General features: G+C 71.6%; 14 protein-coding genes. 4 read left to right on the forward strand and 10 right to left on the reverse strand.

The genetic code is table 11. The features are described 5' to 3' along the window. Nucleotides 1-33: 33 nt before the first annotated feature. A complete protein-coding gene (locus ACQPZX_RS23915) occupies nucleotides 34-984 on the reverse strand; it encodes a nucleoside hydrolase (protein WP_433384502.1) in 951 nt (316 codons plus the stop codon). Beyond that, a complete protein-coding gene (locus tag ACQPZX_RS23920; RefSeq protein WP_433384505.1) occupies nucleotides 918-2,567 on the reverse strand; it encodes a sulfatase in 1,650 nt (549 codons plus the stop codon). The genes ACQPZX_RS23915 and ACQPZX_RS23920 overlap by 67 nt, the downstream gene beginning before the upstream one ends. Before the next feature lie 117 nt (nucleotides 2,568-2,684). On the opposite strand from ACQPZX_RS23920, the gene ACQPZX_RS23925 reads away from it, so the two are divergent. Then, nucleotides 2,685-5,042, forward strand: coding sequence for a phosphoketolase family protein (locus tag ACQPZX_RS23925; protein ID WP_433384508.1), 2,358 nt, complete (start codon nucleotides 2,685-2,687; stop codon nucleotides 5,040-5,042). Nucleotides 5,043-5,507: 465 nt separating this feature from the next. Here the strand turns inward: ACQPZX_RS23925 and ACQPZX_RS23930 are convergent, their stop codons facing one another. Then, nucleotides 5,508-6,341 carry an alpha/beta hydrolase fold domain-containing protein gene (locus tag ACQPZX_RS23930; protein ID WP_433384511.1) on the reverse strand — a complete coding sequence of 278 codons (834 nt, stop codon included), beginning with the start codon at nucleotides 6,339-6,341 and terminating at the stop codon, nucleotides 5,508-5,510. 108 nt (nucleotides 6,342-6,449) lie between these two features. Here ACQPZX_RS23930 and ACQPZX_RS23935 point away from each other — a divergent pair, with 108 nt between their 5' ends. Next, the gene (locus ACQPZX_RS23935; RefSeq protein WP_433384514.1) at nucleotides 6,450-6,974 is read left to right on the forward strand and encodes a pyridoxamine 5'-phosphate oxidase family protein; all 525 of its coding nucleotides are present in this window, start codon (nucleotides 6,450-6,452) and stop codon (nucleotides 6,972-6,974) included. A gap of 62 nt (nucleotides 6,975-7,036) precedes the next feature. After that, nucleotides 7,037-7,426 carry a hypothetical protein gene (locus tag ACQPZX_RS23940; protein WP_433384517.1) on the forward strand — a complete coding sequence of 130 codons (390 nt, stop codon included), beginning with the start codon at nucleotides 7,037-7,039 and terminating at the stop codon, nucleotides 7,424-7,426. Here ACQPZX_RS23940 and ACQPZX_RS23945 read toward each other — a convergent pair. After that, nucleotides 7,421-8,341 carry an aldo/keto reductase gene (locus tag ACQPZX_RS23945; protein WP_433384520.1) on the reverse strand — a complete coding sequence of 307 codons (921 nt, stop codon included), beginning with the start codon at nucleotides 8,339-8,341 and terminating at the stop codon, nucleotides 7,421-7,423. The two genes, ACQPZX_RS23940 and ACQPZX_RS23945, sit on opposite strands and share 6 nt — an antisense overlap. 52 nt (nucleotides 8,342-8,393) lie before the next feature. Here ACQPZX_RS23945 and ACQPZX_RS23950 point away from each other — a divergent pair, with 52 nt between their 5' ends. Next, nucleotides 8,394-9,353, forward strand: coding sequence for a LysR family transcriptional regulator (locus ACQPZX_RS23950; RefSeq protein WP_433384523.1), 960 nt, complete (start codon nucleotides 8,394-8,396; stop codon nucleotides 9,351-9,353). An 89-nt stretch (nucleotides 9,354-9,442) separates the two neighbouring features. Here ACQPZX_RS23950 and ACQPZX_RS23955 read toward each other — a convergent pair whose 3' ends face one another. The 6 genes from ACQPZX_RS23955 to ACQPZX_RS23980 all read right to left on the reverse strand — a co-directional run bounded on the left by ACQPZX_RS23955 (nucleotide 9,443) and on the right by ACQPZX_RS23980 (nucleotide 14,279). Further along, complete coding sequence (locus tag ACQPZX_RS23955) at nucleotides 9,443-10,381, reverse strand: phosphotransferase (RefSeq protein WP_433384526.1); 939 nt, start codon at nucleotides 10,379-10,381, stop codon at nucleotides 9,443-9,445. Between the two features lie 67 nt (nucleotides 10,382-10,448). Then, nucleotides 10,449-10,907, reverse strand: a complete 459-nt coding sequence (locus ACQPZX_RS23960) for a hypothetical protein (RefSeq protein ID WP_433384529.1) — start codon at nucleotides 10,905-10,907, stop codon at nucleotides 10,449-10,451. A 60-nt stretch (nucleotides 10,908-10,967) separates the two neighbouring features. Then, entirely contained in the window at nucleotides 10,968-11,756 is a 789-nt protein-coding gene (locus ACQPZX_RS23965) for a universal stress protein (RefSeq protein ID WP_433384531.1), read from the reverse strand. A gap of 74 nt (nucleotides 11,757-11,830) precedes the next feature. Continuing rightward, nucleotides 11,831-12,481 (reverse strand): isochorismatase family protein, encoded by a 651-nt coding sequence (locus tag ACQPZX_RS23970; RefSeq protein ID WP_433384534.1) that lies wholly within the window; start codon nucleotides 12,479-12,481, stop codon nucleotides 11,831-11,833. Further along, complete coding sequence (locus ACQPZX_RS23975; protein WP_433384537.1) at nucleotides 12,478-13,584, reverse strand: acyl-CoA dehydrogenase family protein; 1,107 nt, start codon at nucleotides 13,582-13,584, stop codon at nucleotides 12,478-12,480. Before ACQPZX_RS23975 ends, ACQPZX_RS23970 begins: the two co-directional genes overlap by 4 nt. Further along, the gene (locus ACQPZX_RS23980; RefSeq protein ID WP_433384540.1) at nucleotides 13,581-14,279 is read right to left on the reverse strand and encodes an alpha/beta hydrolase; all 699 of its coding nucleotides are present in this window, start codon (nucleotides 14,277-14,279) and stop codon (nucleotides 13,581-13,583) included. Before ACQPZX_RS23980 ends, ACQPZX_RS23975 begins: the two co-directional genes overlap by 4 nt. Nucleotides 14,280-14,365 lie beyond the last annotated feature (86 nt).

Genomic DNA, 14,365 nt, shown 5'->3' on the forward strand with positions numbered 1-14,365 from the left:
CGCCGCGGGAGGGGTCAGGCGAGGGATTCCGTGTCAGGCGATGCCGAGGATGCGGCGCAGGATGACCGGGCCGGCGGGCTCGGCGAGCGCCAGCACCACCCGTACGGAAGAAGGGGCCGAAACATCCTCACTCAGCGCGCCCTCGAGATCGACCCGCAGCGGCAGCTGCGGCGCGTCGGACGGCGTCAGCTCGCCCACCGCGACCCCGGCCGCGACCGCGTCGTGCACGGGGATCTCGCGGACGCCCAGCTCGGGCTCGTAGAAGTCGAAGTAGGTGGAGAGCATGTCGGCGACCGACTCGTGCAGCAGGGTGCCGCCGGCCCGCAGCGCCGCCTGGTCGCCGGTGGTGAGGCGGTGCTGCATCGTGACGTCGAGCGGGACCAGCGTGACCGGCCAGCCCGCGGCCAGCACGGCGGCTGCGGCGGCCGGATCGTCGTGGATGTTGGCCTCGGATCGCGGCGTGACGTTGCCCCGGATACGCACCGCCCCGCCCATGATCGTGACTCCGGCTACCATTCCCGACATTTCCGGCATTTCCGATAGAGCCTGCGCAACGTTGGTGCACGGCCCGGTGATCAAGATGTGCAGCTCGCCGTCGGAGGCCCGCGCAAGATCCTTGAGAAGCTCCACGGCGGAACGAGGATCGGCCTCACCGCCGGGCGGCAACACCACCCCGCCGACGCCGTTGTCGCCGTGCACGGTGGCGGCGCCTCGCCCAAATGCGCCTTCACCGATGGCGACCGGAATATCCGACTTATCCGCTAAAGTCAGCAAACCGAGCGTGTTCCGTGCGGCCTGCACGGCGGAAGTGTTGCCGTTGCAGGTCCCGATGCCGAGCAGGTCGACGCCCGGGAAGGCCAGGAGATAAGCCAGGGCGACCGCGTCGTCGACCCCCGTGTCGCAGTCCAGATAGAGCTTCAGGACGCCGCCGCCTTCGTGCCGAACGCCTGGAAGAACCGATCGCGGAACGCGTTCATCGGCCACACCGGCGTATCACCCAGGGGCCGCAGCCCCTCCGCCCACTGCCAGTCGGTGATCCGCTCCAGGACGGCCTTGTCCTTCGTCACGATCGTGATCGGGACGTCGTGGCTCGCGCCCGCGCCCGAGGCGATCGGCGACGGCTGGTGGTCGCCCAGGAACACCATCACCAGGTTGTCGTCACCATACTTGGCGATCCAGTTCACCAGCGACGTCACCGAGTAGACGATCGATTTCCCATACTCCGGGCGCACCTGCCTGGGGTCGGCCCACAGCGCCTTCGGCTTCTGGCCGTCGGTCACCATCGACTGGTAGACGGCGCCGTCCCCGATCGAGTCCCAGTCGTCGATGTAGTCCGGGATCGGCGCCCACGGCGTGTGGCTCGACACCAACGGCATCTCGACCATCAGGCTCTTCCGGTTCGGCTTCTTGTACTCGATGGTGTTGAGCTGCTTCAACGTGTACTGGTCGGGCATCGGCGCCCAGCTGAACTTCGGGCCGTTGTACCCCAGGTTCCGCGAGTCCCACACCTGGTCGTACCCGTAGAAGCTGCCCTCCGGCCAGGCCCGCGTCGCCCCCGGCATGACGCTGACCGTGCGCCAGTCGCCGGTGTGGAACGCCCTGGTCAGCGTCAGCCGGTCGCTGGAGACCAGGTTGCGGTACCGCTGCTCGTTGTTGATCCACAGCCCGGACTCGAAGGTGGAATGCGCGAGCCACGACCCGCCGCCGAAGGTCGGTGAGGTCAGCCAGCCGCTGCGCGCGGTGAAGCCCGCGTTCCTCAGAACGGTGGTGCCCTGATCGAGCGCCGGGTCCACGATGGGGGCGAGCGACGGGTGCTCGATGGCGCTGCGGCCGTAGCTCTCGACGAACGTGAAAATCACGTCCTTGCCCTTGAGGGCGGTCAGCATCTGGTTGGACGGCACATTCGCGTACGCGTCCTGCTTGACCTCTTTTTCGAACTCCGCCTCGTCCTGCAGTCCGGCGCGGGCCTGATGGGCGCGGTCCCACGCGTAGGTGGCGGTGCTGCGCGCCGCGATCGGCACCGCACCCGTGATCGACATCCCGAACGCGAACGTGACCGCCCAGGCCACCGCGATCCCGCCGGCCGCGTAGAGCGAGCGCCGCTGATGGTTCCCGATCAGGCGACCGAGGCGCAGAACCGCCCACGTGGTCAGCGAGAGCACCCCGGCGACCAGCGCGAAGATGCCGATCAGCGCCCCGATCGCGGCGCCCTTGCCGTAGGAGTCGACCACGAAGCTGTACGCGTCGTCGAAGAGCACCCAGTCCAGGACCGGGTCGAAGGGCCGGTTCAGCTCCGAGAAGAACCCCATGTCCAGGCATTTCTCGATCACAAGCAGGCCGATGAGTACGCCCAGGGCGGTACCCAGGATGCGTCGTGCCTTCGGGGGGACCAGGAGCAGGGCGATCAGGAAGGCGCCCTCGACGGGAACGCGCAGGAAGCCCAGTGGGGTGAGGCGCTGTACGACGTTCGGGAAGATCAGAGCCGCGAAGACGATGACGCCGGCGACGACGGTCAGTGAGCGGCTGACCGCTTTTCGGTTGAGGTGGAGCTGCACGCCCTGGGACACGGATCTCGCGGAGGAACAGTTCAAGAGTTATCCACAGGGCCAAAAGACTCTTACATGAGCGGCACCTGGGAACCGTAGGTTGGTCGTAGCCGACGACGACCGCGAAAGGACATCGCCGTGAGTCTCGATCTCGCCCGCACCCTGGCGGAGCCCGACCAGGCCGACCTGGACAGGCTCGACGCCTGGTGGCGGGCCGCGAACTACCTGACCATCGGCCAGATCTACCTGCGGGCCAACCCGCTGCTGCGCGAGCCCCTCGCCGCCGAGCACATAAAACCGCGACTGCTCGGCCACTGGGGCACCAGCCCCGGCCTGTCCTTCATCTACGCGCACGTCTCCCGGCTGATCCGGCACACCGGGCAGCAGTCCATCTACCTCGCCGGCCCCGGCCACGGCGGCCCCGCGCTGGTCGCCGCCGGCTACCTCGAGGGCACCTACACCGAGATCTACCCCCGGGTGACGCAGAACGAGGAGGGGATGAACAGGCTGTTCCGCCAGTTCTCCAGCCCCGGCGGCATCCCCAGCCACGTCTCGGTGACCACGCCCGGCTCGATCCACGAGGGCGGCGAGCTGGGATACGTGCTGGTCCACGCGTTCGGCTCGGTGATGGACAACCCCGACCTGCTGACCATCGCGGTGGTCGGCGACGGCGAGGCCGAGACCGGCCCGCTGGAGGGCTCGTGGAAGGGCATTTCCTTCCTCAACCCGGCCCGCGACGGTGCGGTCCTGCCGATCCTGCACCTCAACGACGCCAAGATCTCCGGGCCCACGGTGCTCGGCCGCAAGGACCCGGCCCTGGTCCGCGCGATCATGCAGGGCCACGGCTACCACGTCATCGAGGTCGAGGGCCACGACCTGCCCGGCATGCACCACCGGTTCGCGGCCGCGCTGGCCGACGCGTACCAGCGGATCCAGAACAAGAAGGCCGGCGGCGACGAGGCCTGGCCGATGATCATCTTGCGGTCGCCGAAGGGGTGGACCGGCCCGCACGAGGTCGACGGCGTGCTGGTCGAGGGCACGTGGCGCTCGCACCAGGTGCCGCTGTCCGGCGTCCGCGACAACCCGGCGCACCTGCGCATGCTGGAGGAGTGGCTCAAGTCGTACCGTCCCGAAGAGCTCTTCGACGCCGATGGCGCGCCGATCGGGCTGATCCGTGAGCAGGCGCCGGCCGGTGATCTGCGGATGAGTGCCTCGCCGCACGCCAACGGCGGCCTGATCACCCGCGACCTCGACATGCCCGACTTCCGCGACTACCAGATCGAGGTCAAGTCGCCCGGCACCGAGCACGCCGAGTCGACCCGCAAGCTCGGCGAGCTGATGCGCGACATCTACCGTTCCAGCCCCGATCGGTTCCGGCTGTTCTGCCCCGACGAGACCAACAGCAACCGGCTCGGCGCCGTCTTCGAGGCCTCCGACCGCGCCTTCATGGAGCCGCTGATCGAGGGCGACGTCTCGATCGGCCCCGACGGCCGGGTGATGGAGGTGCTGAGCGAGCACAACTGCCACGGCTGGCTCGAGGGATACACCCTGACCGGCCGGCACGGCATGTTCGCGACATACGAGGCGTTCGCCATGGTCAGCGCCTCACAGACGGTGCAGCACGGCAAGTGGCTGCAGGAGGCCGACCACCTGCCCTGGCGGGCCAAGGTGCCGAGCCTCAACATCCTGCTGACCTCCACCGCTTGGCGCAACGACCACAACGGCTTCTCCCACCAGGGCCCCGGCCTCATCCAGGTGGTGCTCAACCAGCGCGGCACGGTGGCCCGCGTCTACCTGCCGCCCGACGCGAACTGCCTGCTCTCGGTGGCCGACCACTGCCTGCGGTCGCGCTCCTACGTCAACCTGATCGTCCAGGACAAGCAGCCCCAACTGCAGTACCTCACGATGGACGAGGCGATCGAGCACTGCACCCAGGGCGCGGGCGTCTGGGAGTGGGCCGGCACCGACGACGGCAGCACCGACCCCGACATCGTCCTGGCCAGCGCCGGCGACATCGTCACGATGGAGACCGTCGCGGCCGCGCAGATCCTCCGCGAGCGGCTCCCCGGGTTCCGCGTCCGCGTCGTCAACGTCGTCGACCTGATGACGCTGATCCGCCCCAAGGACCACCCGCACGGCATGAGCGACACCCTGTTCACCGAGCTGTTCACCGACACGGTCGACGTCGTCTTCGCCTTCCACGGCTACCCCGGCGCCATCCACCAGCTGGTGCACGGCCGCCCCGACGCCGACCGCTTCCGGGTGCGCGGCTTCATCGAGCAGGGCACCACCACGACCCCGTTCGACATGACGGTCCGCAACAAGGCCTCGCGCTACCACCTGGTCATGGACGCCATCAACAACGCGAAACGCCTCCCGCGCGGCGCCACCGAGCTCAAGTCCTGGTGCGAGTCGCAGCTTGCCCGCCACGAAACCTACGTCGTAGAACACCTGGAGGACATGCCCGAGGTGAGGGATTGGTCGCTCACTTCTTAAGACCTATTTGATACGAGTCGGCGAGAAGTCCCCGATCGAGCGGCCCGGGCCGTCGTAGGCCCGGGCCGTCCCCGGCCGCCGGGCTGTCCCGTCGGCCGGGGAGCCCGGCGTACGGTCCGGTCACACGCGCCAGCCGCGCCCGACCATGCAAACCCGCACCGTCGCACCGCCGGCCGCACCGCCCGCCGCACCGCCGCGCCCGCGCCCGCCGCACCGCCGCGCCCGCGCCTGCCGCACCGCCGCGCCCGCGCCTGCCGCGCCCGCGCCTGCCGCGCCCGCGCCCGCCGCGCCCGCCGCGCCCGCGCCCGCTGCGCCGGCGTGGGTGCCAGCTGCGCCCGCCGTGGCCGCCAGGGTGCCCCGACCGCATCCCGCGCTGATCGGGCAGCGCCGGCGTCGCGGTCCGGCGTGCCGGGCAGCCGGGGTCAGCCCGGCGTGCCCGCGTCCTTGTGTTGCGCGGCGAAACGATTATCCGGGCTCGCCGCGACCACCATCGGGGCGTGAACGGATGAGGACGTCGTCGAGGAAGTCGATGCCGGCCTCGGTGAGGGTGCCGACCTCGACGGACGCGCCCTCGAAGACGTGGCCGGCGCCCTCGATGGGCAGCAGGTCGCAGCGGACGCCCTGGGCTCGCAGGGCCTCGGCGAAGCCGGTCGCCTCCGCGAAGGGGACGATCTTGTCCTCGGTGCCGTGGACGAGCTGGAACGGCGGCGCGTCGGGGTGGATGTGGTGCAGCGGGCTGGCCAGCCGGGCGAAGGCCGTGCGCTCGGCCAGCGGCCCGCCGAGCAGGATCGCCGGCGCGGTGAACGGGTCGTCCTGGTTGCGCAGGGTGGAGAGGTCGGCCGGGCCGTACCAGATGATGACCGCCTGGATCGCGGTGTCGCCGCTGCCGGTGAGGGCGGCGACCGCCGCCAGCTGGCCGCCGGCCGACTCACCCAGCACCGCGAAGCGCTCCGGGTCGATCCGCAGCGCCCCGGCGTGATGGCGCAGCCAGCGGATGGCCGCCTCGATGTCGGCCTGCTGGGCGGGATAGGTGGCCTCCCGCGCCAGCCGGTAGTCGACGTCGGCGACCGCGTAGCCCCGGGCCACCATGCGCTCGTGGAAGCGCTGATCCACGGTCCAGACCCGGCTGCCGGTCATCCAGCCCCCGCCGTGGACCCAGAGCACGACCGGGAACGGGCCCTCGCCCGGCGGCACGTGCAGGTCGAGGTGCAGCGGGCGATAGCCGAGCGGGGTCGAGACCACGCAGTTGGCGTGGGTGAGCGTCTTGCGCGGCTCGGGGATCGGATGAAGATCGGTCATGCACCCATCTTCGCCCCCGGATGCCGGTCGGCGACCGCGGGTGTTCATTGGGCGCTTCCCCGTCCCGCGGGCGGTGACCGGGCGCGCGGGCCGGGCTACGTTGTGGTCATGCTGGAGAACGCCGAAGAGATCGCCGCGCTGCAGCTTCTGCTCGATCGGTCGCACGCGGGGGCCACCAACCATCTGCGCAACATCGTGCACGCCGGCCGGACCCTCACCGCCGAGGACCTGGCCGCGCTGCTCACCGGCATGAAGGTGCTCAGCTTCGCCACCGTGACGGCCCGCGGCGAGCCGCGGATCAGCGCGCTGGACGGCCACTTCCTCCACGCCACCTGGACCTTCAGCACGTCGGGGACCGCCGCCAAGGCCCGCCACCTGGAAAGCCGGCCGGCCGTCAGCGTGGCGCACATCGACGGCGAGGAGCTGGGCGTGTTCAGCCACGGCCGCGCCGAGCGGATGCACCCGTCCGACGACGACTGGAAGGAGACGCTCGAGCACTGGACCAACCACTACGACTCGTCGCCGCTGAGCTGGGGCGAGGACGTCCGCATGTACCGGCTGCGCCCGCACTGGATGGTCGGCTACGCCTCCGACCGCCTCGAGGTCCTGTCGCGGCGCGGCGTCACGCCCTGAGCCTGATCGAACATGGGTGATCGGTGATATGGTCCGCTCGCCTTGTTGATCTGGGGGAGCGGATGGCGGAGCGGGTCAACCTGCTGGTGCCGGCCGAGGTGGTGCCTCGGCTGTCCATGTCGGACAGTGCCGGGGGCGTGGCTGCCCTCCGGGGTGGCGGCGTCTACGTGCGGGACGTCCCGGCGGCCGTCGCCGAGGAGTGGATCGCGCAGAATCCCGGCGTCCGGTCGGTGAAGCGGCGTCCGGCGGTCCGGCTTTTCCGGCCGCGCGTCTACACGTACGCGTCAGTGGTTTGTCTCATCGCGGCCGTGCAGGTGGTCATCGTGCTGGCGGTGGACGGCGCGGAGAATCCGCTCTGGCTGTGGGTGACCGGGCCGCTGGTGCTCGGCGCGGGCGGGATCACGCTCGCCTACAAGTCGATCCCCTTCGAGCACGTGCGGTTCGCCTCATAGCGAGCGGGTCGTCCCGCGCGCCGCGAACGAGCGCCGATCCCCGGTCCACGCCTCCCGGGGCGCGGCTTTCTCCAAGGCCTCCAGATCCGCCGGGGAGAGGGCGATGCCGGCAGCCGCCGCGTTCTCGATGACCCGGGCCATGCTGCGGGTGCCCGGGATCGGCACCACGTCGGGACCGCGGGCCAGCAGCCACGCGAGCGCCAGCTGCCCGGTCGAGACGTGCCGGGCGGACGCGAGCCGGGTCAGCTCGGCGACCAGGGCGAGGTTGCGGTCGAGCGCGTCACCGCCGAACCGTGGATCCGCCGCCCGGAAGTCGCCCGCCTCGAACGGGCCCGTCGGCAACTTTCCGGTGAGCAGCCCTCGGCCGAGCGGGCTGTAGGGCACCATGCCCGCCCCGGCCTTGCGCGCGGCCGGCACCACGTCGTCCTCCGGTTCGCGCCACGACAGCGACCATTCGAACTCGACCGCCGCGATCGGATGCACGCTCGTCGCCGCGTCGATCTGCGCAGGGCTCACTTCGGACAGCCCGAGGAACCGCACCTTCCCCTCCGCCACCAGCGCCGCCATCGCACCCACGGTGTCCTCGATCGGCACGGTGGGATCGACCCGATGCAGGTAGTACAGGTCGATCACGTCGACGCCGAGCCTCTTCAGCGACGCCTCGCAGTACTCCCGCACACGAGCCGGATGCGCGTCCAGCCGCACGCCGCTTTCGCCGCGCACGATGCCGAATTTCGTCGCCAGCACCACCTCGTCGCGCCGCCCGTCGATCGCGCGCCCGACCAGCCGCTCGTTGTGCCCCGAGCCGTAGCTCATCGCCGTGTCCAGCAGCGTCACGCCGGCGTCGAGCGCCGCGCGGATCGCCGCCACCGACGCGTCGTCGTCCGCCGGCCCGTAGGCCTGCGACAGCCCCATGCACCCGAAACCCACCGCCGAGCACGCCAAACCACCAAGATTCCGCTGTTCCATGCCCACCAGCGTCACCGCTTTCGTCTTCCAGGTCCAAGAGCGTTTCGCGTACGCATTCAGCGTGGTGCACGATCAATGGATGGAATTACGCCAGCTGGAGACGTTCGCGGCGGTGGCCCGCCAGGGCGGCTTCACCCGGGCCGCCGAGCACCTGCGGCTCGCCCAGTCGGCCGTCTCCGCCCAGGTCCGCGCCCTGGAGGCGGAGCTCGGCGTGCCGCTGTTCACCCGCACCACCCGCCGGGTCACGCTCACCGAGGCCGGCGAGCTCCTGCTGTCCCGCCACGACCGCATTCAAGCCGAGCTGGCCGCCGCCCGGACCGACCTGACCGACCTGACCGCGGTCCTGCGCGGCCGCGTGACCATCGGCGCGACCGCGGTCCTGGGGCCGTTCTCCCTGCCGCGGGCGCTGGCGTCCTTCCACGACCGTTACCCCGGCGTGGACCTCGCGCTGCGCTCGGACTTGATAGCCGGCCTCCTGACCGCCCTGGACGCCGGCGGGACCGACCTGGTCGTGGGCCCCCGCCATGCCGACCTGCCCACCCAGTTCTCCAGCCGCCGCCTGGCCGAGGAGCACCTGGTCCTGGCCCTCCCGCCGGGCCACCCACCGGCCACGTCGCTGTCCGACCTGCGCGACGAGTCGTTCGTCTGCCTCCCGGCCGGCAGCGGCCTGCACCAGATCCTCCTCGACGCGTCTCGGCGGGCGGGTTTCGTTCCGCACATCCCGTTCGAGACCCACAGCGCCGCCAGCATCCGAGATCTGGTCTCGGCCGGCCTGGGAGTGGCGATCCTGGCCCGTTCGGCGGCGACGGCGCCCGGCCCACCGATCGCGGTTCACACGCCGCAGCCGGCCATTCCGCATCCGTCAATTGCCGTGATCCACCGCCGGGGCCGCCCGTTGTCCCCGGCCGCCCGCGCCTGCCGCCGCCACCTGATCGAACACGCGCAAGCCGAGGGCTGAGGCGGCCCCGGCGCGGCGTTGTGCCGTCACCGGCTTCGGGGTGGCGGTCGCGGTGCGGCGCCCGACTCGGTGCGGTCGGCCGGTGCAGCTCAGGCCTCGAGGTGGCCGCGCAGGTAGCCCAGTGCTTCCTCGGCGTCGCCGCCCTCGTCGTGCGGGCGCCGGAGGTCGTCGGCATAGGCAACGACGTCCGCGAGAGTCCACCTGAGCTGGTAGAACGCGAGCGCGGCCGGGGAGACGCGATGGCCGGTGGCGTCGGCGTAGCGGGCCAGGGCGTCGTCGTCCGCGCTGAGGCCCGGGGTGAACGGGTCCCCGGCGAGCAGCCACAGGTCGCGCTCGGGCGGGGCGAGGCGAACGGTGTCCCAGTCGATCAGCCGCGGGCCGGCCGTGGTCTGCAGGACGTTGCCGGGGTGCGGCTCCCCGTGCGTCACCACCCGGGCGGGGCCGATCCCGGCGGCGAGGGCATCCAGGTCGGACAGCCATCGTTCGACCTTGCCGATGTGGGTGGCGAGCAGACCCTGGGCCTCGGCCGCGTAGGGGCCGGCCGTCCACGGGTCGGCGGTCGGGGCCGCCAGCAGGAAGTCCCGGCCGGGCGGGCGCAGGTCGGCAGGCGGTGCGAGGGCGGCCACGGCCGGGGTGGCGTCGTGCAGGGCAACCAGCATGTCGACGACGCGGTCGCGGTCGGCGGGATGCGGTCCGAAGTCGCCGGACCTGCCCTCGGCCAACGGGAAGACCGACAGGTTGTGCCCGCTCGGCAAGGACCACAACGGCGAGCCGCCCCGGCTCGGCTCGGCGGCCAGGACGAAATCCAGGCCCGCGTCCCGGCGCAGTGCCAGGGCGGTGCGCAGCGCGCGCTCGAGCGGCTCGAAATCGTCGGCGGTGACCGTGAGAAACCACGTGCCGTCGACCGACCAGTGATAGCCGCCGGCGCCGACCGGCAGGTAGGCGATCTCGCCGGCTTCGATGTCCCAGCCCGCCTTCAGAGCAGCGACCAGGTCATCCTCGGTTACGCCTGCCGGTTTGTCCCGCACACCGGTGGATTCTTTCGGCTCGGCGCCTGCGATTCCACCGGATTTCGCCGCCGTCAGGGCGCTGCCGTCAGGAGGGGCGGTAGCAGGGGGAGGCGATGCTCAGGCGCAGGCCGATCGGTGGGTTGGCGGTCAGGTCGAGGCGGTAGGCGTCGGTGGCGGTGGCGCTCAGCTCGGTGGGCGTGGCGGTGGAGCTGATCGAGTAGCCGTTGCGCTGCCACTGGTCACGGACCTTGCCGATGGTCGCCGTCACCTGGTCGGCCGGGACCGGCAGTGAGTAGAGACCCTGGACGTAGAAGGCCTCGTCCGGGTCGGCGAGCGACCGGCCGTTGTCGCGCGGGCACCCGGTGACGTTGGCGGCGGAATCGACGAACGCGGCCGCGCCCGAGGCGGTCAAGGTCTGCCCGGCGTACCGCTCGACCTGCTGCTTCACGTCGGTCTGCGACATCGTGGCGAGGTCGTCGCCGTCGCCGCAGCCGGAGAGGACCACGACGAGGACGAGAACGGGCAGCAGGCGGCGGCGGCTCATCGGCTCAGCATCCGTCGCGCGGCCAGGCCGCGGCCTCGCTCGCGGGAGGTGAAAACCGGGCTAACGGGCGATCAGCACGGGGCACTCGGCTCGGCGGAGCAACCCCGTGCCGATGGCGCCCAACATGACTCCCTCGTAGCCGTGGCGGCGAGGGCCCACCACTACCAGCTGGGCCTGCTGGCAGCGCTGGACCAGGACCTTGTCGGGGCGGCCGGGGGCGTACTCGTGCTCGGCCTGGACCGACGGGTATTTCGAGCGCCAAGGGTCCAGGTGCGGGTGCAGGTCGGTGCCCAGCGCCTCCTGGGCGGGGGAGGCGGCGGCGCCGCCGTTGGGCTGGGCGGTGACGGCGAGCAGGGCGGCGCGGCGTAGGGCGGCCTCCTCGAAGGCGCGGCCGATGATCGCCGATGCGGTGGGGCCGTCGTCGACGCCGACCACGACCGGGCCGTCGGTGGGGTGGCCGCGGACCACGACGACCGAGGCCTTGGCGTGGGTGGCGACCTGGCTGCCGACCGAGCCCAGGGGCTGGCCGGGGAGGGTGCCGCGGCGGCGGTCGCCGACGACCAGCAGCGCCGCCTCCTCGGCGGCGTGCAGCAGGAGCGGGGCCGCGTAGCCGGGCAGGGCCATCCCTTTGACCTCGACGTCGGGGGCGACCGTTCTCGCCTGGACCACCGCGTCGTGGACGACGGCGGCCGCGCCGTCGTCGCCGTGCTGGTGGGGATCTCGGCGGTGGTACGCCGTGAGCACCCGCAACTCCGCCTGGCGGAGCAGGGCCTCGGCCGCGGCCCAGCGGACCGCCGCGATCGAGCCCGCGGAACCGTCGGCGCCTACCACTATGCGCAGCTTGAGCATGGCCGCCTCCTCAGTAGCCGGCACTGCCCAGCGTTGCTCGCCACAGTGGCGGTTGGCAACACCGATTCAGGCGGTCACCGCAGAAGTTCGAGCACCTCTTCGGTGGGGCGGACGTCGCCGTACGTGCGATAGATCGTGTACAGGGTGGCGTTGTGGTCCTCGTCGCGCCGGGCGGCGTTCGCGTCGGCGACCATCACGACGCGGTAGCCGAGGGTGCTGGCGTCCCGCGCCGACGCCTCGCAGCAGACGTTGGTGACCGTGCCGGTGATGATGACGTTCTCGATTCCGCGCTGCTGGAGCAGGCCGGGCAGCGGGGACAGGCCGGGGAAGAAGGCGCTGGTGGCGAACTTCTCGACGATCAGGTCGACGTCGTCCACCTCGAACTCGTGCCAGAGCCGGTCGCGCAGCGACCCCACGCCGCCGCTGAGGCGGAACACCTCGGCCTGCTTCGCGCCGTAGAACTCCTCGCGGATCGGGGACGGCTCGGAGACGCCGGGCAGCACCCAGGCGACCGTGCCGCTGGCCGACCGCAGCGAGGTGGCCAGGCGGGCGATGTTGGGCACGATGGCCCGGACGTAGGCGTTCTCCTCGGCGAAGAACGGCACCATGTCGACCACGACCAGGGCGGTCGCGGCCGGGACGAGCTTCGTATAGGCGTGGCGGCGGCCGCGCCGCTCCTCCTGTCGCCGGTACTCGCGATCCTCGATCCGCCACGCATGCGTCATGCCGGCATCAAATCACCTTTGCCGATCGCCTGGAGGGCAAGATCTTCCTGCGGCGCGTGCACCAGGGCGGACTGCACGTCGCGGAAGTGGCGTTCCAGCGGGTTGTCGCGACTCAGGCCGGGGTTGCCGAGCAGGCGTGTCGCGAGAGTGACGGCGGCGACGGCGTGGCGGTTGGCGATCACCCGGGCGGCGGCCGCGTCGGGCACGGGCAGTCCGGCGTCGAAGCGCGAGGCCGCGTCGAGCAGGAGCCGCTCGGCGGTGGTCAGCAGGACCGAGATCTCGCCGGCCGCGGCCCGGAACCGCTCGGTGGTGGCGACCGGCCGGCCCAGGTTGGACGGAATCCGCGATAGGGCGAAATTTTGGAATTGCGCCTGGGCGGCGCGGCCGACGCCCAGGTAGATCGCGGCCAAGGGAAGATGCAGCGCGTCGGAGGCCACGGGCGGCGCGGTGGATGCCAGGAAATGGTCCGGGCGGACCTGGACGTCGGCGAGGATGACGTCGTGGCTGCCGCTCGCCCGCAGGCCCAGCTGGTTCCAGGTGGGGACGATCGAGATGCCGGGCGTCCGGGCGGGGACGACGAAGTTGCCCACCCGGGGCGCCGGCTCGTCGGTGGCGGCGTAGATCAGCATCCAGTCGAGGCCGGTCGCGCCGGTGGAGAAGCGCTTCCGGCCGTTCAGGACCCAGCCGTCGGGGGAGCGGCGGGCAACGGTTGCGGGCAGGCCGCCGCGGCTGGGGGAGCCCAGGTCGGGCTCCACCCGCAGGGTGTTCAGCAGGCCCAGGCCATCCGTGGCGAGGACCCGCTCGTAGAGGGACTCGGGCCAGGTCGGCTGGTGCGCCTGCAGCAAATGCACCAGCTGCGTCATCGAGGCGATCAGGGCCACCGACGGGTCGCCACGGCCCAGGGCGAGCAGGATCCGGGTCAGGTCGGCCGCGCCGAGGCCGGGACCGCCGTGATCGAGGCCCACGGTGGCGGTCAGCAAGCCCGCCTCGTGGACCACCTCCAGGCTGTGCCGCGGGAACTCGCCTGTCTCGTCGTACGTATGCGCCTTGGAAGCCAACGCCGCCGTCACCGACGGCAATCGCGTGAGATCGACGGGTTTCATGCAATGGTGGCGATGACCGGCAGGTCGGCGCCGAGCCGGAGGCGCTCGAGGAACAGGACCACGGTGGCGGCCACGGTGCGGTGACTGACGTCGTTGAGCACGTCGTGGCGGCCGCCGGTGATCGTGACGAGGGTGCCGGGGTAGTGCGGGCGCGCCTCGTCGAGCGGGCTGATCGTGTCGGCGTCGCCGTGCAGGCCGAGCGTCGGCAGGCTCACATTGCCCGCATGGCCGATCAACACGATAGGAATAGGGGCGGCAAATAGCGTTCCTGGTGTCGCCGCGCCCTCGCCCAGGAGCCGCTGGTGGTTGGGACAGGCGGTGCGGGCCTCGACCTCGGCCTCCCAGCCGAGCAGGTTGACGCCGCCGGGGCGCGCGACCGGGAGGCCGGCGACGACCAGCGCGTCCAGGCTGGGGGCCTTGCGGGCGGCCAGGGCCAGGCCGAAGAGCGCGCCGGTGTCCGAGCCGGCGATCACCTTGGGGCCGGGCAGGGCGTCGTCCACCAGCAGCTTCTCGGCGGCGGCGAACGAGGCGCCCAGGTCGGCTGTCACGTCGGGCAGCACCCGCACCCGGTAGCCGTCGGCCGCGATCCGGCGGGCGAAACGGACGTAGGCACCGGCGGTCTCGCCGCGCCCGGCCGCCACCAGCACGGTTCCGCGGGGCGCGATCCCGGCCGGCTCGTCATACGCGTCAGTCATGCCGATCAGCATCCCGGCCGCCGCGCGATCATGTCCAACGACGATCCCCGATCGGAATTGAGTAGCCGGGCTAATCAATCGGCTGT

The organism is Actinoplanes sp. CA-142083 (assembly GCF_050942195.1).
GTDB lineage: Bacteria > Actinomycetota > Actinomycetes > Mycobacteriales > Micromonosporaceae > Actinoplanes.